This is a genomic window from Actinomycetota bacterium, assembly GCA_014360645.1.
Lineage (GTDB): Bacteria > Actinomycetota > Geothermincolia > Geothermincolales > RBG-13-55-18 > Solincola_B.
In genome coordinates this window covers 1-20622 of sequence record JACIXD010000009.1, presented here as the reverse complement: position 1 = coordinate 20622, position 20622 = coordinate 1, and the positions used below count along the sequence as shown (strand labels likewise).

General features: G+C 66.7%; 13 protein-coding genes. 2 read left to right on the top strand and 11 right to left on the bottom strand.

Features of this window, described 5'->3' with window-relative positions:
• The first annotated feature begins 31 nt into the window (after nucleotides 1-31).
• Nucleotides 32-808, top strand: a complete 777-nt coding sequence (locus H5T74_09120) for a crotonase/enoyl-CoA hydratase family protein (protein MBC7230532.1) — start codon at nucleotides 32-34, stop codon at nucleotides 806-808.
• Between the two features lie 369 nt (nucleotides 809-1177).
• Here the strand turns inward: H5T74_09120 and H5T74_09115 are convergent, their stop codons facing one another.
• Both H5T74_09115 and H5T74_09110 read right to left on the bottom strand, forming a co-directional pair.
• Nucleotides 1178-3484: a CapA family protein gene (locus tag H5T74_09115; GenBank protein ID MBC7230531.1), complete on the bottom strand. Its 2307-nt coding sequence runs from the start codon at nucleotides 3482-3484 to the stop codon at nucleotides 1178-1180.
• 59 nt (nucleotides 3485-3543) lie between these two features.
• A complete protein-coding gene (locus H5T74_09110) occupies nucleotides 3544-4704 on the bottom strand; it encodes a hypothetical protein (GenBank protein ID MBC7230530.1) in 1161 nt (386 codons plus the stop codon).
• 194 nt (nucleotides 4705-4898) lie between these two features.
• On the opposite strand from H5T74_09110, the gene H5T74_09105 reads away from it, so the two are divergent.
• A complete protein-coding gene (locus H5T74_09105; protein MBC7230529.1) occupies nucleotides 4899-5963 on the top strand; it encodes an NAD(P)-binding protein in 1065 nt (354 codons plus the stop codon).
• 56 nt (nucleotides 5964-6019) lie between these two features.
• Here H5T74_09105 and H5T74_09100 read toward each other — a convergent pair whose 3' ends face one another.
• The 9 genes from H5T74_09100 to H5T74_09060 all read right to left on the bottom strand — a co-directional run bounded on the left by H5T74_09100 (nucleotide 6020) and on the right by H5T74_09060 (nucleotide 20480).
• Nucleotides 6020-6511 carry a rubrerythrin family protein gene (locus tag H5T74_09100; protein MBC7230528.1) on the bottom strand — a complete coding sequence of 164 codons (492 nt, stop codon included), beginning with the start codon at nucleotides 6509-6511 and terminating at the stop codon, nucleotides 6020-6022.
• Between the two features lie 187 nt (nucleotides 6512-6698).
• The gene (locus H5T74_09095) at nucleotides 6699-9191 is read right to left on the bottom strand and encodes a hypothetical protein (GenBank protein ID MBC7230527.1); all 2493 of its coding nucleotides are present in this window, start codon (nucleotides 9189-9191) and stop codon (nucleotides 6699-6701) included.
• A gap of 162 nt (nucleotides 9192-9353) precedes the next feature.
• On the bottom strand, nucleotides 9354-13148 hold the full coding sequence (locus H5T74_09090; GenBank protein MBC7230526.1) for an IPT/TIG domain-containing protein: 3795 nt from the start codon (nucleotides 13146-13148) through the stop codon (nucleotides 9354-9356).
• Between the two features lie 492 nt (nucleotides 13149-13640).
• Nucleotides 13641-14267 carry a hypothetical protein gene (locus H5T74_09085; protein ID MBC7230525.1) on the bottom strand — a complete coding sequence of 209 codons (627 nt, stop codon included), beginning with the start codon at nucleotides 14265-14267 and terminating at the stop codon, nucleotides 13641-13643.
• Nucleotides 14268-14285: 18 nt separating this feature from the next.
• Nucleotides 14286-15716, bottom strand: coding sequence for an aldehyde ferredoxin oxidoreductase family protein (locus H5T74_09080; GenBank protein MBC7230524.1), 1431 nt, complete (start codon nucleotides 15714-15716; stop codon nucleotides 14286-14288).
• A gap of 134 nt (nucleotides 15717-15850) precedes the next feature.
• Complete coding sequence (locus tag H5T74_09075; GenBank protein ID MBC7230523.1) at nucleotides 15851-16804, bottom strand: amidohydrolase; 954 nt, start codon at nucleotides 16802-16804, stop codon at nucleotides 15851-15853.
• Nucleotides 16805-16909: 105 nt separating this feature from the next.
• Complete coding sequence (locus tag H5T74_09070) at nucleotides 16910-17194, bottom strand: 4Fe-4S binding protein (protein ID MBC7230522.1); 285 nt, start codon at nucleotides 17192-17194, stop codon at nucleotides 16910-16912.
• Nucleotides 17191-18678: an NAD(P)/FAD-dependent oxidoreductase gene (locus H5T74_09065; protein MBC7230521.1), complete on the bottom strand. Its 1488-nt coding sequence runs from the start codon at nucleotides 18676-18678 to the stop codon at nucleotides 17191-17193. The genes H5T74_09070 and H5T74_09065 overlap by 4 nt, the downstream gene beginning before the upstream one ends.
• Nucleotides 18679-18800: 122 nt before the next feature.
• The gene (locus tag H5T74_09060; GenBank protein ID MBC7230520.1) at nucleotides 18801-20480 is read right to left on the bottom strand and encodes an FAD-binding oxidoreductase; all 1680 of its coding nucleotides are present in this window, start codon (nucleotides 20478-20480) and stop codon (nucleotides 18801-18803) included.
• Nucleotides 20481-20622: the final 142 nt, after the last annotated feature.

Sequence of the window (20622 nt, the reverse complement as noted above, 5' to 3'; positions counted from 1 at the left end):
CGGGCTGGGACCATTGAACGGAGGAGGGGCAATGCAGGTAGAGGTAGAGAGGACCGGCAAGGTCTACACGGTGATCATCAACCGGCCCGAGGTCAGGAACGCCATCGATTACGAGACCTCGCGCCAGCTCGCCGACGCCTTCCGCGCCTTCGAGGCGGACGCTGAGGCCTGCGTGGCGGTGCTCTGGGGAGCCCACGGCACCTTCTGCGCCGGAGCAGACCTGAAGGCTCTAGCGTCGAACCCGCTGCAGGAGGCGCTGCGGCTGCACGAGGACATGTCCGAGGACGGCCCCCTCGGCCCCACCCGCATGCTCCTCTCCAAGCCGGTGATCGCCGCCATCTCCGGGTACTGCGTGGCGGGCGGTCTGGAGCTGGCCGTCTGGTGCGACCTCAGGGTGGCGGAGGAGGATGCCGTCCTGGGCATCTTCGAGCGCCGCTTCGGGGTGCCCCTCATCGATGGCGGCACACAGCGTCTGCCCCGCCTCATCGGGATGAGCCGAGCCCTCGATCTCATCCTCACCGGCCGCCCTGTATCGGCGCGGGAGGCTCTTGAGATAGGCCTGGTCAACCGCTTGGTGGAAAAGGGAAAGGCGAGGGAAGCCGCGGAGGAACTGGCGGCTCAGCTCGCGGAGTTCCCGCAGACATGCATGCGCAACGACCGCGAGGCGCTGTACCGCGGCATGGGGCGGCCCTTCGAGGAGGGCTTGGAGCTGGAATACTGCCTGGGCATGAAGACCCTGGAGAGCGGGGAGGCGGTGCAGGGAGCGGGACGCTTCACACAGGGCCAGGGCAAGCACGGCCGCTTCTAGTGGGATCAGCCCCGGACATGGGACATCTTCCTGCTTCGAATTGCGGGTTAAGACACGGATCTGCAATGCGGACTGCCTCCAAGGATGACTGCGAGTAGGTCTTGTGGGGTTACGGGCTGGCGGGATAGCCCGGTCTTTGGCTGAAACCGGGAATGCCATATGAATTCTCGACGGAATCGAAGATCTTTTCCCGGTCGGGTTCGCGGCTCGCCTCAGAGAATATCCATGGAGGATCGTCCCGTGTCCGGTGCCGATCCAATTGCCAGGATAGAGCGGTTGTGAGCGACGATTCTAGTTTCTGCTTGGGCAAGATGCCTTTGTGGCCGATAGAACCGATCGCGAGATGTCCCATGTCCGGGGCTGACCCCATCAGGGGATGGTGGCGGTGTCGCCGTGCACGGTGACGGGGGTGCCGCAGGCGGCGGCGAGGGCGGCGATCTGCTGCAGCCAGACCGTGGCCGCCGTCCCCGTCATCACCTGGGGCCGGCCGCTGGAGATGAGCACGGGGTAGATGGTCGCTTCAACGAAGCCCCCGCTGTCCATGGCGATGACCGGGAGCATGGTGTAGTTGCATTCCTGGCTGCCCGGGTTGAAGACGAAGTTGCCCAGGGAATAGCAGATGAGTCTCCCCCGGTAGACCTCGAACCCCTGCGCCACGTGGGGGTGGTGCCCCAGCACCAGGTCGGCGCCGCAGTCCACGGCGAAGCGGGCCAGCTGGCGCTGGCGCGCGTTGGGCGTGTACTCGCGCTCGATGCCCCAGTGGAAGGAGACCGCCACCACGTCCGCCCTCTCCCTCGCGGCCGCGATGTCCCGGGCCATGCCGGCGGCGTCCGCCGCATCGGCCACGCCGGGATATCCCGCCCCCGCCGGCCATCCCGGCCAGTTGATGTCGCTGTAGGCCAGGAAAGCCACGCGCAGCCCGCCGGCGGTCAGGTAGGCGGGCGCGTGGGCCGCCTGATAGTCGGCCCCCGAGCCGCAGCGGGCTATGCCGCTGGCGTCGAGGAAATGCAGAGAATCGAGGAAGGCCTCGGTGCCCCAGTCCCGGGCGTGGTTGTTGGCGTGGGAGACCACGTCTATGCCCGCCTCGCGCATGGCGGGAAGGGCGTCCGGGCTGCCACGGAAGGTGAACCCCTTGCCCGGCACCGGGCTGCCGCGGTGGGAGACGGCGCACTCCAGGTTACAGAAGGCTAGGTCCGCTGACTGCAACAGCCCCGCCACCTCCGTCCAGGGGTAGGAGTAACCGTATCCCTGGCGTAGCTGGTCCAGGTCCAGGTTGACGTCGCCCGCCGCCGCGATGGTCACCCGGGCCGCGCTGCGGTATGAGAAGTACATGGCGCGCTCCGCCACCAGCGGCAGGCTGGAGAAGAGCTCTATAGAGATGTCCCTGTCCGGTCCGGCGAGGTCTTGCAGGTTGAGGGTAAGGCGGCTGCGAGCTTCCACGGCATGGGCGAGACGGGTGGTCTGACCGGAGGCGTCCATGAGAGAGACCTTCAACTCCGCCCGTGCGTGGTTGGGGTTGAGCACGCAAAGGTATTCGTCGAACCCCGTGCGGGTGGTGCCCTCCGCAAGCAGGGCGGTCGTGGACGGCTCCGTCGAGCCAGCGCAGATGTGGCCGCCGCGCAGGCGCCCCTGGTATGAGAAATACATGGCGCGCTCCGCCACCAGGGGGTGAGATGAATCGACCTGGCACGAGACGTCCACCTCCGGGCCCACCGCATCGTTTACGTAAAGCGTCTGGCGGCGCTGCGCCGGCACCCATACCTCCACGCGACGCAGCTCGCCGCCGCCGGACATGAAGGAGACCTCGGCCGCGGCATCCTCCGTGCCGGGGTTGAGCAGGCAGAGCCACTCCTCGAAACCGGAGCGGGTGGTCCCCTCGGCAAAATACCATTTTCTGGAAGGGCACGTCGAGCCCAGGGCGTCGTGCCCGCCGTCCCGACCGCCGCGGTAGTCGAAGTACACCGGCCGCTCCGCCACCACCGGCGCCTCCGCCGCGACCCGCAGGGAGACGTCGCATCCCGGGGGCACGACGTCGTTTACGCGCAGGGTGAAGCGGCTGCGCGGGGGAAGGGTGAAGGAGTCGGCGAGGTTTTCTCCCTGGCCCACCCCGAGGAGGTAATCCACCCCCACCCTGACGGCCTCGTGCTGCGGGTTGGATATGCAGATCCAGGTATCGAAGCCGGCGCGCGAGGTCCCCTCGGCGAAAAGCCATTCCGTCGAGGGGGAGGTTACCCCGTGCTCGCAGTGTCCTCCCGCCCAGCCTCCGGCGCCGTAGCGGAAATACATGGCGCGCTCCGCGGCCGCGGGGGCGCCCGCCTCCAGGAGCACCGAGACGTCCAGGTCGGGTCCCGCCGCTTCGTTGACGTTGAGGGTGAAGCGGCTGCGGGGCTCCAGGGAGGTCTTGAAAGGCTCCGCCTCTCCCCCGGGGAGGAGAAAGCGGAAGGTGAGTTCGCAGGGGAAGTCTCCTGGGTTGAGGACACAGACCCACTCGTCGAAGCCTCGGCGGGTGGTGCCCTCGGCGAAGAACCAGCGCGTGGAGGTCTCCTGCAGGGCGGTCCCGGCATGACCGCCGCCCCAGTCCGCGGGGGCGCCGGGGGCGAAGGCCGCGCAGGCGAAGAGCGTCACCAGCAGGCAGAGAAAAACCCTTTTCGTCGGAGACATCCGTCGGTAACCCATGGCGCGCAGCCCTCCTATCCGGCCCTACGACCGCTGTCCTTGTTCGCCCGCGGTCAATTCTAAACCGGGGGGAAGGACCGCGCCAGCTCCGCGACCCTGCCGCTCAGGCCGGGCGCCGGCCTCCCCGCATGGACCTCCGCGATGAGCCCGGCGACGGCCTCCATCTCGTCCGGCCCCATGCCGCGGCGGGTGACCTCGGCCGCGCCCAACCTCCCCCAGGCGTCGATGAAGATGCCCGCCACCTCGAGGTCGCGACAGAGCCTCTCCGCCGCGGGCGGCTCCAGGTCCAGCAGCACCTGGTGCGAGGCGGTGTAGCCGCGCTCGCGGAAGCGCACCGGCATCCCCAGCCTGTCCAGGGCGGCGGCCAGGGCGCGGGCGTTATCCACCACCCTGGCTCCGTAGGTAATATCTTCCAGCACCTCCTCCAGGGCCAGGCCGAGGGCGGCGATGCGGTTGAGGTGGGGATTGTCCACCAGGCCGATGCCCTCCTCCAGGTCCAGCTCCAGCATCCCGCGCAGTCGCGCCGCCGTCTCGGGAGAATCGGTGAGCGCCAGCCCTCCCTGGGGACCGAAGAGGGTCTTGTGGGTACTGCCGATGAGGATGTCCGCGCCCTCCCGCAAGGGATCCTGGAACTCGCCGCAGGCGATGAGGCCGAGGACGTGGGAGCCGTCGTAGACCAGCAGGCACTCGTGCCCGGCCTCCTCCAGGCCGGCGCGCACTTCCCTCACGGGGTGGGGAAAGGGGATGATGGAGCCGCCGAGGAAGACGAGCCCGGCGCCCCCGCGGACCACCGCCCGGACCGCGGCCTCCACGTCTATCTCCAGGCTGCGCGCGTCGGCAGGGATGGCGACGCGGCGGCGGTGGAACTTCTCCAGGCCGAAGGGGTAGCCGCCGGCGGGGAAGGGGAGCATGGCCACGGTATCGCCGGGGGCGGTGAAAGCGGAGAGGCAGGCGAGGACGCAGAGGTTGCCGGAGACGGAACCGACCAGGGCGCAGGAGGCCCGGAAGACCTCGCGGGCCAGCCGCTCGGTCTCCTCCACCACGGCGCGGGCGCAGGAAGAGCCCCCGTATCCCCGGTCCTGGTACCTCCCGGCGAGGTCGCTGGCCAGGGCGGCGCGGACGCGCGCGGAGAGGCGGTTCTCCGACACCACCAGGTTGATCCCGCTCGCCCGCAGCTCCTCGTGCTCGCGCAGCAGCCGCGCTATCCTCGAATCGCGCATGGCCTCCCCTTCCGCTCCGATTGTACAGCATCATCAGTGCTGATTCCCCCAAAGGTACAAGCGTATGTGCTGGCGCCGGAGCCTTGGGTCTCCGGGTGCGAGCGCCGCGGTAGCCCTTCCCCGAAGGGTGCGAGTGCATGGGGAGCATCAACAGTATACTGTCAGTAGGGGTCGCGAAGGCAAAGGAGGGTCGGATGAGCAAGCGCGTCGAGATCGTGGGAGCCGGGCTGGCCGGCCTGGTGGCGGGGATCAACCTGGCCCGGCGGGGATGCGAGGTGCGCATCCACGAGGGCCGGGAATACATGGGGGGCGACCTCTCCTACGCCGACTCCACCATCATGGACGTCCCCGCGCTGCAGGCGGAGCTGGGGGTGGAGGTGGAGGAGGCCCTGGAGCCCTGGACCCTCACCCGCGCCTGGGCCTACGGCAAGAAGTACGAGTTCGGGCTGCCGCGCGGGGTGGAGGGCTTCACGGTGGAGCGGGGCAGGGGAGAGCGTTCCCTGGAGAACGTGCTCTACCGCCAGGCCCTCGCGGAAGGGGTGGAGGTCCTCCTGGGCAGCAGGCTCTCCAAGCGGGAGATAAAGGAGCTGCCGCCGGGATCCATCGTCGCCACCGGCCTGGACCGGGAGGCCTTCGAGGCCATGGATCTGCCCTGCCGTCCCTTTTTCTGCCACATGGCCACGGGAAGGGGAGACCCGTCCCGCCCCTCGGTGATCATCTACCTCGACTCCTTCACCCGGGAATTTGGATATTACTTCCAGCGCGGCGAGGCCGCCGGGGCCCTGGTCTTCAGCGTGCAGCGACCCCTGACCGACGGCGAGAAAGAGGAGTTCAAATCCAAGCTGGCCGTGGGCGACGGCATCGAGTTCGCGGGCTGGAACGACGGCGTCGCCGCCTGGGCCGCCTGGCCCCTGGGGAGCTGGCGCAACCGCTGCCTCCTGCAGGGGGACAAGATCCTGGCCGGGACCCTGGCGGGACTGGTCAGCCCGGTGCTCCTCTTCGGGGTCAACGGCGCCCTGGTATCGGGAAAGATCGCGGCCCTGGCGGTCACCGACCGCGACGCCGCCCTGCGCGAGTTCAGGCGGCTGGCACCGCTCTACTGGCCGCAGTTCGCCTTCCGCAAGATAAGGGAATACGCGCCCCACACGCTGCTCAGGCCGGTGACCCGGGCCATCCTCTCCACCTATGACCCCGACTTTCTGCCCTGGGCCTTGCTCTTCGTCCTCTGGCCGCCCGGTTTCCGGTACCGCTCGCGATAGCGTGCAAAAAAGAGGCCCGGCCGAGCCGGGCCTCTTTCGTTCGTAAACCCTGTCGATCAGTCGATGAGCTTGAACATCTTCCTGGGGGCGCCGCAGATGGGGCACTTCTCGGGGGCCTCGCCCTCCACGGTGTTGCCGCACACCTGGCAGACGTAGTAGACGGTCTCCTCGTTGCTCCCCAGGTTGTCCAGGGCCTTCTGGTACAGGCCGGCGTGGATCTCCTCCACCGCGTTGGCGTTGGCGAAGGAGATGTAGGCGGGGTCGTTCCCCTCCGCCTTGGCCTCCTCCATCATCTTCGGGTACATGGCCTTGAACTCGGCCGTCTCCCCCTCGATGGCCTGCTTGAGGTTGTCCGCCGTGGACCCGATGCCCCCCATCACCCGCAGGTGGGCGTGGGCGTGCACCGTCTCGGCGTCGGCGGCGGCACGGAAGAGCCGGGCCACCTGGCCGTAGCCCTCCTCGTCCGCCTTGGCGGCGAAGGCCAGGTACTTGCGGTTGGCCTGCGACTCCCCGGCGAAGGCCTCCTTCAGGTTGTCCATGGTGCTCATGCTTTACCTCCTCTTGGAAACGGGTTTTCTCATATTATTCCCATCTTCTCGCCAAGCTAAATATTCCCGGGACGGAAAGCAGATCGACCATGACCTGGATCAGCTTTGAGGGGTCTTGGATCTTCGATCCCGGTAACTCATGGCACGCTTAAGTAAACCGGCATCGAAGATCGAAGCTGCGACCCCGTCAAGGATCGTAGCCGATGGAGTCGGTGCCCAGGTAACGGACGGCTCCCGGGAACGGCCGCCAATACACCGCCCGCTCGCAGATGATGTAGCCACCCGCGGTGGAGGTGACCTTGGTGGAGACGTCGTTGGTGACCGCCCACCTGCTCACCTCGTAGGAACGGCGGGAACGCGCGGGGATGGTCTCCGCCGGGCCGGGCATCTCGCCCGAACCGGTCTGGAAGGTGATGGCGATGTCCACGGGGTGGGGGTTGGGGTTCTGCACCAGCACCCAGGTCTCGAAGCCGCTGGCCGTGGCCCCCTCGGGGAGGTACCATTCCCGGCCGCCCACGGTGGCCCCGATGGAGTCGTGGCCCACCAGGCGGACGCCGCGGGAGGCGGGGGATTCGTACATGGCCCGCTCGCAGACCACCGCCCCGCCCGTCGAGGTCACCATGGTGGAGACGTCGAAGGTGTCCACCCAGTCGTCCACCCTGTAGGACTTGCGGGAGCGGGCGGGGATGGATTCCACCGGCCCCTGCACCTGGCCCGTGCCGGTCTGGAACTTCATGTCGATGTTCACGAAGTCGAGGTTGGGGTTCTGCACCAGCACCCAGGTCTCGAAGCCCCCCGCCGTGGCCCCCTCGGACAGGTACCAGGTGGTGGAGGGGCTGACCACCCCGATGGAGTCGTGGCCCACCTCCCGGGTGGCGTATCCCTCGGGGGTGTAATAGACGGCGCGCTCGCAGACCACATCGCCCATGTACGAGGTCACCTGGGTGGAGACGTCATAGGTGTCCACCCAGTCGTCCACCTTGTAGGATTTACGGGAGTTGGCGGCAAGGGTCTGCTGGGGCCCCTGCACCTCGCCGGTGCCGGTCTGGAAGACCACGTCCACGTTTACCGGGTTGGGGTTGGGGTTCTGGATGAGCACCCAGGTCTCCCAGCCTCCTCTGGTGACGCCCTCGGGCAGGTACCAGGTGGAGGCGGGGTTGACCACCCCTATGGAGTCGTGGCCCACCCGGCGCACGGAGGACCCGGGCGGGGTCCAGTACACCGCGCGTTCGCAGATTACGTCCACGTGCGCGGCAACCTTGGTGGAGACGTCGAAGCTGGTGACGTAGTTGTTCAGGAGGTAGGATCTGCGGGAGTTGGCCGGTACGACATCCGTGGGCCCCGCCACCGGTCCACTCTCCGTCTGGAAGGTAAGGGTCACATTGGTCGCCACCGCGTTGGGGTTCTGCACCAGCACCCAGGTCTCGAAGCCCCCCGCCGTCGCCCCCTCGGCCAGGTACCAGGTGGTGGAGGACTTGAGGGCGAAGAGGTCGCAGCCGGTGGAGTTGTTGGAGGTCCCGAGGAAGAGGCGGTTGTTGAAGATGGAGGCGCACCCTATATAGATATTGTTGGGATCTCCGAATCCTCTCGCCGTGTAGGTGCCCGGCGCCCCTCCTCCCACCTCGAGCATCCAGATGAAGCCGTCGTAATAGGCCACCATGCATCCGCTGCCGTTATGTATCCCGACATACAACCGGGAATCATAGACCTCGAGTTGCGTGGCCATGAAGCTGCCGGCATACCCGAAGCCGGATCGCGGGTGCGGGCCGGGTTGGTCGCCCACCGCCTGGGACCAGTTCGCGCCGTCGAAGGCCCACACCTCGCAGCCGGTGTTCCAGTTGCTCGTCCCCGCGTAGAGCGAGCCTTCGTAGACGGCCATGTCCATGACGTCGGCGTTGTTGGCGTCCCCGAAGCCCGCTCCCAGGGGAGCGGAAGGATCCGCGCTCACCTGAGGTGTCCACCCGGCACCGTCGAAGGCCCACACCTCGCAGCCGCCGGGGCTGCCGGTGCCCGCATAGAGGCCGGTTCCGAAGACCTGCATGGATTCGATCACCACGCACGCCGTCCCGAAGCCCGGGCCTATGAGCGCGGTGGGAGAGGCGCCCACCGTCTGGGTCCAGTTCGCGCCGTCGAAGGCCCACACCTCGCAGCCGCCCCAGGAATAGGTGCCCACGTAGAGGTCGAGGCCGTAGGTGGCCATGGCGCTGGCGCTCAAGTTACCCGGGCTGCCGAACCCGGAAGGAACGGCCGCTCCGCCCCCTACCACCGCTTCCCAGGCGGTGCCGTCGTGGCGCCAGATCTCGCAGCCGGTGGTGCCGTTGAACGTCCCCACGTAGAGCTGCCCGCGGTAGACGATCATGGAGGCGGCGCTCAGGTTGTTGGGGTCACCGAAGCCGCCGGCCGCATGACCCGGACCTCCCCCCACCTCCTGCGTCCAGTTCTCGCCATCGTAACTGAATATCTGCAACCCCGTGGCGGAGTTCTCCGTTCCCACGTAAAGCTTGGAGTTGTAGACGGCCGAGGAAGCGGCGCCCACGTTCGCCGGGCTCCCCAAGCCCCCCGTCGCCTCCAGGCTCCAGCCTCCCTGGGCCAGGGCGGGGCCGATGGAGGATAAGGGGGGGATCAAGAGAGCCGCGGCCAGGACCAGCACAAAGAGTAAAGGGCGTTTATTGACCTTCACGAGGAAACCTCCTTCCAAACAATGGGGTCGTATCTTCGATCTTCGATCCCGGTAACTTATAGGGTCGGTAACTTATTGGGTCGTATAGATCTTCGATCCCGGTAACTTATGACCTCCTCAAGTAAACTCGCATCGAAGATCGAAGCTACGACCTCCGTCACGTCATGTGCCGTCGTTGAAGAGGATGGTGCCCTTGCCCACCGCCCACATGTGGGTGGGGTCTAGGATGTCGATGTCCATGATGTCCACATTGGAGCCTGCCACGTCCTGGACCACCCAGTCGGAGCCGTTCCAGAAGTGGATGACTCCGTACCATCTTCCCGTCCACACGCGGTTGGGGGCCAGGCCGGCCACGCTGACGAGGCCTTCGGTCCAGCCGGAATGATGCGTCTCCCAGCCCGAGCCGTTGTAATAATACAGGTTGACGCCCAGGACCCAGATGTTGCTCGCGTCCTTGACCCAGATATCGCCCAGGTCATCGTCGGGCGCCCCGGATACCTTGCTCCAGCCGCTGCCGTTGTAGAAGAGCATGGTGCCGTTGGCGCCCACCGCCCACACGTGGCTGGCGTCCAGCCCCTCGACGCTGTACAGGTCCTCCGAGGTGCCGCTGGACTGCCCGCCCCAGGACGAGCCGTTAAAGAAGCGGATGGTACCGTTGGCGCCCACCGCCCAGACGTGGCTGGCGTCCGCGGCGTAGACGCTGTTGAGGTTGTTGGAGGTGCCGCTCGACTGCCCCGACCACGACGAGCCGTTGAAGTAACGTATGGTGCCCTGGTATCCCACTGCCCACACGCGGTTGGCGGCTGCGGCGGAGACGTCGTAGAGGGGCTGGGTGGTGCCGCTGCTCTGCCCGCCCCAGGACGAGCCGTTAAAGAAGCGGATGGTACCGTTGGAGCCCACCGCCCACACGTGGCTGGCGTCCAGTGCATCCACCCCGTTCAGATACTCCGTTGTCCCCGATGACTGTGCATCCCAGGTTCCGGGGCCCGTTCCACCGCCCCCGCCGCCGACGGTGAAGGCCTTGCCGTTGGAGGTCACCTGGATGGTGACCGGACCCCACCGGTGGAAGATATGGGTCACCTTGACCTGCACCGTCCCTGATACCCCGGCAGGCACCCTACATCTTATCTCGCCGGCATTCCAGGAGGTGTACTCGGTGGCCGCCACGGAGCCGAACTTCACGTAGGAGTCGTTCTCGCGCGTGTCTCCGAACCCCGAGCCCTTGATGGTCACCTCCGTTCCCGCTTCTCCCGTGCCCGGCGACAACGAGTCTATCTTCACCGCGTTGGCCAGCAGCATCTCCCAGGAGAGAGCTCCGTCCCATTTCACGTCGAAGAGCTCGAGGGACCACTTCCACTCGTAGGTGCCCAACCAGCCCAGATCGGCCTCGAACTCGAGATCGATCCCCGCCTTCACCCCGATGTCCACCTCGATGCCCACAAAGACCTTCCACAGGGGCGGGGTGGCGGTGTTGATGACCAGGCGCACGAAGGGCTCTAGGTTGAGGTAGGGTCCGCATATGCCGTAGAGCTTGATGCCGAACTGCGGCCCGGCGTAGACCTTGACGTCGGCATTGATGTTCCCGCTGGGCGGGGTCCATTCGAAGCTGAAGTCCTTGCCCGTCTTGGGCGTCCACTTCGAGCCGTCGTAGGCGACCCCTGCATAGACACTCCCCTTCTGCATCGCGCCGAAGGAGATCCCCGCCGAGACCGTGCCGTCCACTCCCACGTGCACGTTGACGTAGGGCACCAGTATCACCGGCACGGGCCCTATCTGGACGTTGATGGGGGTAAACTCGTGCTCCACGATGTCCTTCTCGTACGAGATGTTCTTGGTCACGGAAGCGGAGCCCCGGATGTCCGCCGTCTCCTCGACGGTGACGCCGAAGTCCGCGCTCTTCAGTTCCACGTCGGGCAGGACGCCGCCGCCGAGGAGTTCGTCCAGGGACGGCCAGCCCACGTCTATGTCCACGTTGAAATCGGCCTTGAAGGTCAGCCCCACCTTGCCGTTGAGGAGGAGGTAGTCGGGATCCGTTCCCAGCTTCACGTTGTTGAAGTTGTAGGTGAAGGGGAGCTCCATGTGGGCGGCGTCACGGAAATCGCCCCCTTCTCCCGCGCCGCCGGGCACGAACTCTACCCCCTCGGCCAGGATCCTGGTGGACACCAGGCGCGCCGCGCTCAGGTCGAGGGGCTGGTAGAGGTGTCCTCTCCACACCGCCTCCTCCAAGGAGGCCGAGACGGTGTTGAGTATCACCTGGCCGCCGGCACGATTCACCTTGGTCACCTTCTGAAGGATGCCGTAGGGGGTGTTGGCGGTGATGCCGCCGACGATGACGTCCCCCGGCTCGATTCCCTGCAGCGCACCCACGTTGGCGCTGAAGGTCAGCACCAGCTCCTTGCCGTCGCCGCTCTTGGCGGCGCCGGCGAGACGGCCCAGCTCGGCGTCGCCCAGGACCTTGGTTGTGTCTGGGATGATGGGGGGCTCGTAGAGGGCCCCCGCGGAGCAGTGCCCGCCGTCCTTGCCGCCGTAGTTGAAATACATGGCCCGCTCCGCCACCACCAGCCCGTCCGCGCTGACCTTGGTGGAGACGTCGGTGTCGGAGAGCCCCGGCAGGTCGTCCAGGTGGATTGACTGCCGGGTGCCGCCGGGGAGGTCGAACTCGATGGAGGGCGCGGAGGAACCTGGCGGCAGCTGGAAGTCCAGGATGACGTGCTTGGTCTTCTCGCCCGGGTTCTGCACCAGCACCCAGGTGTCGAAGTCTCCCCCGGTGTATCCCTCGGCCAGATACCAGGTGTCGGAGGGGAAATCGACGCCGACGGAGTCGTGGCCGTCAGTCTTGCCGAAGTAGTTGAAATACATGGCGCGCTCGGCGACCACGGGCAGGTTGGAGGTGACCATGGTGGAGACGTCGGTCGCGGAAAGCCCGTCGAAGTCGTCGAGGTGGAAGGACTGGCGGGAACGTGCGGGGAGGTCGAACTCGAAGGGAGGAGCCGACGAACCCGGTGGGAGCTGGAAGTCGAACCTCACATGGGCGGAGGCGTCGCCCGGGTTCTGCACCAGCACCCAGGTGTCGAAGTCGCCCCCGGTATAGCCTTCGGCCAGGAACCAGCGCTCGGACGGGCTGACCACCCCTATGGAGTCGTGCCCGCCCGTCTTGCCGAAGTAGTCGAAGTAAACGGCGCGCTCCGCCACCACCGGGATGTTGGCCACCACCTTGGTGGAGACGTCGGTCTCGGAGAGCCCCGGCAGCTCGTCCAGGTGGATGGAGCGCCGGGTGCCCGCGGGGAGGTCGAACTCGAAGGGGGGAGCCGAGGACCCCGGCGGGAGCTGGAACTCCAGGGTGACGTGGGCGTTGGCGTCGCCCGGGTTCTGCACCAGCACCCAGGTGTCGAACTCGCCCCCGGTATAACCCTCAGCGAAATACCATATATTGGAAGGATACTTCACGCCGATGGAGTCGTGCCCGCCCGTCTTGCCGTTGTAGCTGAAGTACATGGCCCTCTCCACCATCACCGGCACGCTGCTGGTCACCCGGGTGGAGACGTCGGTGTCCGAAAGGCCTTCGAAGCCGTCCAGATGGAAGGACTGGCGGGAGCGTCCGGGAAGGTCGAAGGAGAAGGAGGGCGCCGACGAACCCGGCGGGAGCTGGAAGTCGAAGGTGACGTGGGCGGCCTCGACGCCCGGGTTCTGCACCAGCACCCAGGTATCGAACTCGCCCCCGGTGTATCCCTCGGCCAGGTACCAGGTCTGGGCCTCCCCGTAGGACGCCTCCGGCGGTAGCGGCGCCAGAGCGGTGGATGGAGATCCTGCCCCCGCGGCCCCGGCGTTTTCAGCCCGGGCGGGAAACTGCGCCGTGACCAGCGCCAGCGACAGCAGCGCGGCGGCGGCGGCGAACCTGGAAGCGCGACCGGCGCAACCCGGCCTGTTGGAACATGAAACGGGAATCATCAAGGACATCCTTCGCTCCGTTCTCCCAAAGTTTCTCCCATGTCCGGCAGGCAAAAGATAGGAAAGCCCAACCACGTCTTGTATGTATCCCGCAACAGCGATCCCACCCCCGTATACCTTGAACTTGGGACCAGAGGTACAGCTTGTATATTAGCATCGGAGACGCCGCGTGTCACTTCATCGGGGTATCGTAGGCAGGGCTTGTCGTGTCGGGATAGGGCTGCGACGTGACTCCTCGTGCTGGGGTAACGGACCCTCTCCCGCCGGCTCTCCCCGCGGTGCCATGGCGGAAGGGAGGGGCGGTATGATGATAGCTTCCAAAGTTTACCATGCGAAGCTCGGTTGGTGGAGGATCGTCCGTGAAAACGGCGCGCAAGTGGCTGGGATGCGCGTCCCCGCCGTTCCTTATCTCTGGGGCAGATGTCGGGCAGGTCAAAGGCTTAGCGTAAAGACGCCAGGCCCGTGGCGCAAAGAAGAGATCCCTTTCGGACTGCGCCCCGGTCAGAGGCGCTCCCCCCCGCGGTGCAGGGCGCGCGCGACCTCCTCCAGCCCCAGGGCTTCGAGCACCCCGGCTCCCGGGAACCCGCGCTCGTCCAGTCCCCGGAGGCGGTAGAACTCCTCGAGCATGTAATCGAGGTCAACACCCGCCGTGGATGGATGTCCCCCTTCCTCCCCGCGCCCGCGGCGCAGTCGCGGGGGCAGAAGCCTGCCGGCCACGCTCACGGTCCTGTAGGTGTTCGGCAGCAAGACCCGGGCGTTGAAGAGCTTGATGTACTCCAGCAGCTTCTTGCTCCTGACCATGCCCAGGAGCCGGTTGTTCGCCCTGATCAGGGGGTTGAGGGCTCCCAGGTAGCCGGAGTTGCTGCCCTCCAGGTGGGGCTCTATGATGCGGCGTGGTACCCGGTCGTCCGCCCGAGTCGCCCCGCACAGGTTGCAGAGAGACCTCTTCATGTACCAGATGCGGTTCCCCGTCTCCAGGAGGTCCTCTATCTCCAGTCCGTACCCGGTTACGGCGTTGATCATGTCCCTGATCATGGCCAGGGATGACCCCGCTCCCTTCCAGGCGAAGACGCACAGTATCGCCGCGTCGCATATGGAGGCGATGGCCTGGGAATGGATGGTCATCATCGCCTTGCCCTCCCGGCGTTAGGGCTCGGTGCGGGGATAGCCGATCTCCTCCAGGTCGTCCATGCCCATCTCCAGGCCGAGGTTGGTGTCCCGGTTGTGACAGCCTCCCCGGATGCTAGTGGCGTAGCTCAAGGCCATGGACCACAGGGCGCGGGGGTCATGCATGGGGCATTCCATGCCCTTGACGTGGATGGCGTATTCGCGTCCACCGTACCTCTCGCTCAGGGCGCGGCAGCCCTCCGCAAGCCGGTCACCGAACCCCTCGCGGCGGGCGGTGGCGTGGATGAGCGAGATGAGCTGTTCCGGACGGTTCCAGTTCAGAGATATCCCCCCCGTGACGCCCTCGTCTATGAGCCCGGCTCGGAAGGCCTCTATGGCGTAGGCCAGCGTGCCCCCGGTGGAGATGACATCCATGCCGTAGGAGTTGCAGAGGGCGTTGGCCTTGGCCACGGCGTGAAGGTCGCTCACACCGAGCAGGAAGCCCAGGGATCCCACGCCCTCGTATTCAGGCCCCGGAACTTCCCGCATGGCATATTCTCCCTCCCGGATCTCCACCCGGCGCTTGCAGGCGATGGGGCAGGCGTGGCAGGAATGCCTGGCGCTGAGGATGGTGTCGGCGATCCTTACCCCGGAGAGCCTCTCCATCCCCTCCTTCCACTGCGCCTTGCGCCAGTTCTTGACCGGGAGGTCGCAGATGGCGGTGGAGAGGTCCACCCCACCCGCGGTCCCGAAGAGGCGGAGGCCCTCGGCGAAGAGGCTCCTCGCGATGCTGGCGAGAGCCCGGTGGCGCACTTCTCTGCAGGCGTCCCCGTCGGCGGGGCGGCACTTCAGCTTCCCCCGCAGAGCAACGGCCTTGAGCTTCTTGGAGCCCATCACCGCGCCCAGCCCGCAGCGGGCCGCCAGGCTACCCCGGTCGTGGACCAGGCCGGCGAACCTGACCAGGTTCTCGCCCGCCGGGCCGATGCTCGCCACCGCCACCCTCCCGTCTCCCAGCTCTTCCTTCAGGGCCGCCTCGGTCTCGAAGGTGTCCAGGCCCCAGAGGCGGGAGGCGTCGCGCAGCTCGGCCCCCTCATGGGTCAGCAAGAGATAGACCGGTCGCCGGGAGGCGCCCCGGAATACGATACCGTCGTATCCCGTGCCTTTCAGCTGCGGCGCGATGCGCCCTCCCATGCTGGATTCCCCCCACAGCCCCGTGAGGGGGGAGCGCGCGCATACCGCCAGGCGGGAGCCGCCCGGCAGGCCGGCGCCGGACAGGGGTCCGGTCATGAAAAAGAGGGGGTTGTCGGGGGAGAGGGGATCGGCCGCGTGCCCGCCTAGGGCGAAGAACAGGCGCGCGGCGAGTCCGGATCCGCCCAAGAAATCCCGGTACAGCTTCTCGTCCACGCTCCAGTCCGCGGTCTCGCCCGTGTCGAGATCGACCGCCAGCAGTCTGCCCCAGTTGCCGTGCATGTCCGGTTCTCCTTCCGGCCGCGTATCGGGAACAAGCCCCCGCCCCCGCGACGGGGGATGGCCCGGCCCGCGCCGCCCCATGGCACGTTCCCCCCCGCCTCCATCGTGGCCGTGATAGCGAGGCGGTATCGTCATCACCGCAGGCGCGGGAAGAGGGTCCCGGCGTTGCGGCGGAAGACCGCCTCGAGCGCCTCCGCGTCGAAGCCGTCGTATGTCTCAAGGCCACTTATGGTGGCCGCGGTGGCGAGCTCGGGGGCGAAGGGGTAATCGCTCCCGAAGAGGATGTGCGAGACGTCCACGAGTTCCTGCAGGGAACGCAGCGCGAAGGGCGCCGCCGAGAGGGCGGTGTCGTAGTAGAGACGTTGCAGGTAGTGAAGGACTCCCCGCGGCACGTTCTCCTGCAGTCCGGGCCAGAACTGACCTAGGCAGAGCCTCAAGGCGATGTAGGGGACCGTGCCGCCGGCGTGGGGTAGGATGATGCGCAGCCGCGGGCATCGCTCCAGGGTGCCGCTGAAGAGCAGCGAGGCCACCGCCCGCGTGGTCTCGAAGACGAACTCCAACAGGGATGCGGGAAGGCGCACCCCGGGCGCCGCGCACTCGTCCGGGGCATGGGGGTGCATGAAGACCACCGCGCCCCTGCGATCGAGCTCGTCAAAAAGGTCGTCATATGCGGGGTCCCCCATATAGCGCCCGTCCACGCTGCTGAGCAGGGATACGCCGTCCAGCCCCAGGATGTCCAGGGAGTGGGCAAGCTCCTCCAGGGATGCCTCGACGTCGGGAAGAGGGAGGACGGCGAAGGCGCCGAAACGGCGCGGCTCCTTCTTCACCAGTTGCGCGAGGGACTCGTTGCAGACGCGGGCGAGGTCCCTTGCATGTCCCTCATCCCCGAAGAAGACGCCGGGAGCGGAAACGGAGAGCAGGGAGGTGGCGATCCCGTACCTGTCCATGAGCGCCAGCTCGCTCTCTGGGTCCCAGGAGGGCAAGGGCCTTCCGCCCGTGCTCTCGATCCCCATCTTTTTCAGGGCCGCCACGTAATGGGGGAAAACCACATGGCGGTGGACGTCGATCTTACTCCGCGTTTCGCCCATCCTGCCCTCTCGCCCGTGTCCTCGCGCGACGCCTGTCACAGCACGGCTCCAACCCGGCGAGATGCCGCCATCTCCCCGCCGCTTGCCGTCGTGCAGGCCTGCGGCCTAGCCGTACTCGATGACCACGCCGGTGCCGCCGGCGGGGTAGGAGAAATCGATGGCCCCCGGCTCGCAGATCTCGGCGCAGGCGCCGCATTCCAGGCAGAGCTCCTGGTAGCGCACGGCCAGTTTGGCTTTGTTCTGCTTCACGGCCCAGAGGCCGAAGGAACACACCATGGCGCAGAGCCCGCACCCGTTGCATTTCTCGCGGTCGTATTTGATGAAGTCGCCCATCTTGTCGGTATCGACCCGCTTGACCAGCTCGAAGAAGTCGATGTCCTCGAGGCTCATCTCCTCACCCCCTTTTCGAAGACCTCCCTGGGAACCGGCGCGTCCTGCCGGATACTGGGGTCCAGGTAGGGAGCCAGCCCCCTGGACAGCCTGGCCACCACCTTGAAGAAGTTCTCGTCCGAGAGACGGCGCAGGGCGGGTATCCTGGGCTTTATCGAGAGGAGGATGCGCTTGACGTTCTTGGGCCAGATGCCCCGAGCGAGGGGCGCGATGTAGGTCTTTCCGAACTCGCTGAACTCCGGCGCCAGGTCGAGGAGGTGTTCCAAGTGGTGGTTGAAGCAGTCCATATGGGCGTCGCCCCAGTCGAAGACGATGGAGAAGGGGTGGAGCATGGAGAACTCCAGTAGAAGCTGGATCTGCCTTGCCATGAGCTTGGGGTCGAAGATGGAGGAGTTCCAGAGCTCCACGAACTCGGGCCCGAACTCGTGCTCCTTGCCCAGGTCGGAGGCCTTCCAGCGCCGCTCGTACTCGGCGAGGGCCTTTTCCGAGGCGTCTCCACTGGAGATGGCCCAGGCGGCGGTCTCCGCGGCTATCTTTCCCGAGGTGATGGCGTGCCAGATGCCCTCCGCCTCCAGGGGGCAGGGGAACCCGGCGGCGTCTCCCACAAGCATCATGCCCCCGATGTAGGTCTTGGGCGGCTTCTTCAGCCAGGGCAGCATGTGTGCCTGGTACTCCCGGGGCTTAGCCTCGATGGCGCGGCACATGGCCTGGAAGCCGGGTATCTTCACCACCTTTTTCATCATCTCCAGGGGTTTCTCGTCCCAGTCGTCGCGCAGCCACTGTCCCGCCCCGATATGGAAGCCGTCCCGGAAGTTCACCTGGTAGGTGCCGTAGAGGGGCCCGAACCAGCACCACTCGGCGTTGCCGATGATGTCGTCCATCTTGTCCTCGTTGCAGCCGAAGTCGAGCTGGGGGACCAGGGTGCAGCCTCCGCCCCAGCGCTTGCGCATCCCCGCCTTCTTGGCCATGGTGGACATGGCCCCGTCGGCGGCGATGACCACGTCCGCCAGTATGGGCTCCCCCCTCTCCGTCTTCACCCCGCGCACCTGGCCGTTCTCCAAGATCACGTCGGAGACGAGGGTGGAAGTGCGCAGCTCTGCCCCCGCTTTCACCGCCAGGTCGGCGAGGAAGGGGTCCAGGTCCCTGCGGTAGATGCTGATGCCGTCCATGCCGTGGGGCCAGCGGTTGGCGCAGAGGTCGGACCCGGTGGTTCCGCAGCGGTAACGCAGGCGGTCGTGCTCGTCGATGAGGTTGATCACCACCATCTCCACCTTGCGCACCGAGGGGAGTTTCTGTAGCTCCTCCATGAGCTCGGGGTAGTCACGCCACCATCTCTGACCCAGCCCGCAGCCGGAGGAGTTCTTGTCTCCCGGCCTGCGCCCGCGTTCGAAGAAGACGGTCTTCAGGCCCGCCTCGGCCGCGGTCTTGGCGGCGTATGAGCCCCCCGGGCCTCCGCCCACCACCACAACGTCCCATTTCTCCATCTTCCATCCACCCCTTTCCAGCCAGACGTGCACCTCTCATTGTGCGCGCTGCTTACGCTCGCCCCGGCGCGTGGCACGCCGGGGCCTCCCCCTGTGCGGGCGTGGTTCCGGTTCTGCCCCGGTCAAGCCTTCCCGGGCGGTCCGTCCTCCTTCCAGGTGAGCTCCCTGACCAGGCGCTCCAGCCTTTCCCTAACCTCCGGGTCCACCTTGCTCAGGTCGAAATCCACCTCGTCGCAGTACATGCCGGTATCCGCGGCGCGGTTGGCGTCGAGGGTATGGGATATCTTTTTCTGCCAGGCGTTGTAGTGTCCCATCATGGGGCTGATGATCTCGCGCAGGCGGGCGTCGGTGACGGAGAGGGGCTCCATGAACATCTCCATGGCGGCCACGGAGAACTCCACGAACATGGGCTCCAGCGCCGCCAGGTGCTTGGGGTCCCGCGCGTTGTACTGGAAGATCTCCTCACAATGTCCCCAGCAGTTGTTCTCGTAGAGGGCCATGAAGGGGTTGTCCGCGAGGTCGTCCAGGATGCAGCCCCGGTCGATCCACTTCTGCTTGATGGCCTCTCCCGTCTCCGCCCAGTCCATCTGGGTCTTCCACGCCTCGTTCCTGGCCAGGGCGGTGCTGAAGAGGCCGCCGGCGCGGAAGACCATGGGGATGGCGCTCACCCGTAGGAAGTTCATGATCATCATGGGCCCGATGACCCTGGCCTGCGTGGCCTCCATGCAGAGCCCCCCGTTCTTCGCGACGATCTCCTTGAGCACCCTGTCCCTGTAGGCGATCTCGTCCTCCGAGTCCCCCACCAGCACCACGGTGCAGTTCCATTTCAGGGTCCGGCCGATGAGCGCCCGCAGGGAAACGGTCTTCGCGATGCGCTGCAGGAGGTGGGGGGCGAAGGTGTTGATATAGGCGGCGACGGCGGTGCGGGTGAAGAGGTAGGGGAGCTCTTCCTCGCCCATGGCATAGACCGCGTCGTCCAGGCTGGCGCGGTCGGGGAAGAAACAGAGATGGAACCTGAGGATCTCCGGCGGTTCCGTCTGGTTGTCGAGCAGGACGCCCTCGCTCTTCATCTGCGGCGGCCCCGGCCAGTTGTAGAGCTTGAGGGCGCACTTGGTAAAGATACCCAGACCGGAAAGGGCGCCCGCGGAGCCGCGCATGATCCCCCGCAGAGAGGGACCGGGGCCGTCGGGATTGAACCATCCCAGGCCGGAGTCTATGGACCCCACGTGCAGCACCTCGCCGTCGGGGAGCACCCACTCCGCGCCCAGCAGGTTGCGGTGGCCGTAGCTCATGTAGACCCCGTCCCAGCCCACGCCCCATCCCGAGGTGGCGCTGGCCAGGGGGGAGCAGGCGGGCCCCGCCCCGATGATATGGGCGTTGAGGCCCAGTTTCATGGCCTCGGCCTGGAGCTGGGCGCCGCACACGTAGGGCTCCACCACGGCGTACATGTTCTTCTCGTCGATCTCCAGGATGCGGTTCATGCGGCGCAGGTCCACCTGCACCACGTTGTCGTAGGTGGGGCCGGAATAGACGCCCCAGCCGGTGGAGAAGGCCTTGAACCTGAGGCCGTGCCGGTTGCAGGCCCGCACCACCGCCTGCACCTCCTCGGTGGAGGCGGGAAGCACCACCGCCACGGGGCGCTTCACCCATTTGGCGGGGTCGTCGTTGATGGTGGGCTGCCAGGCGTAGCCGTCCAGCACCCCGGGCTCCCGGGAGACGTTCTCCGGCCCCACCGCCTCCTCGAGGGCGCGGTAGGCCTCCTCGCTTATGGTCTTGAAGGTAAGGGTCCCGGTCTCGCTCATCTCCCATCCCTCCTCAAGTCCCCGCCGGCACCTTGATCCCTGCGGACAGGGCCACCAGGTCGATGAGGTCGTAGACGGGCAGGTCGGCGCCGCATTCCTGCGCGGCGTCCCGGAAGGCGCGCACGCACCAGGGGCAGGCGGT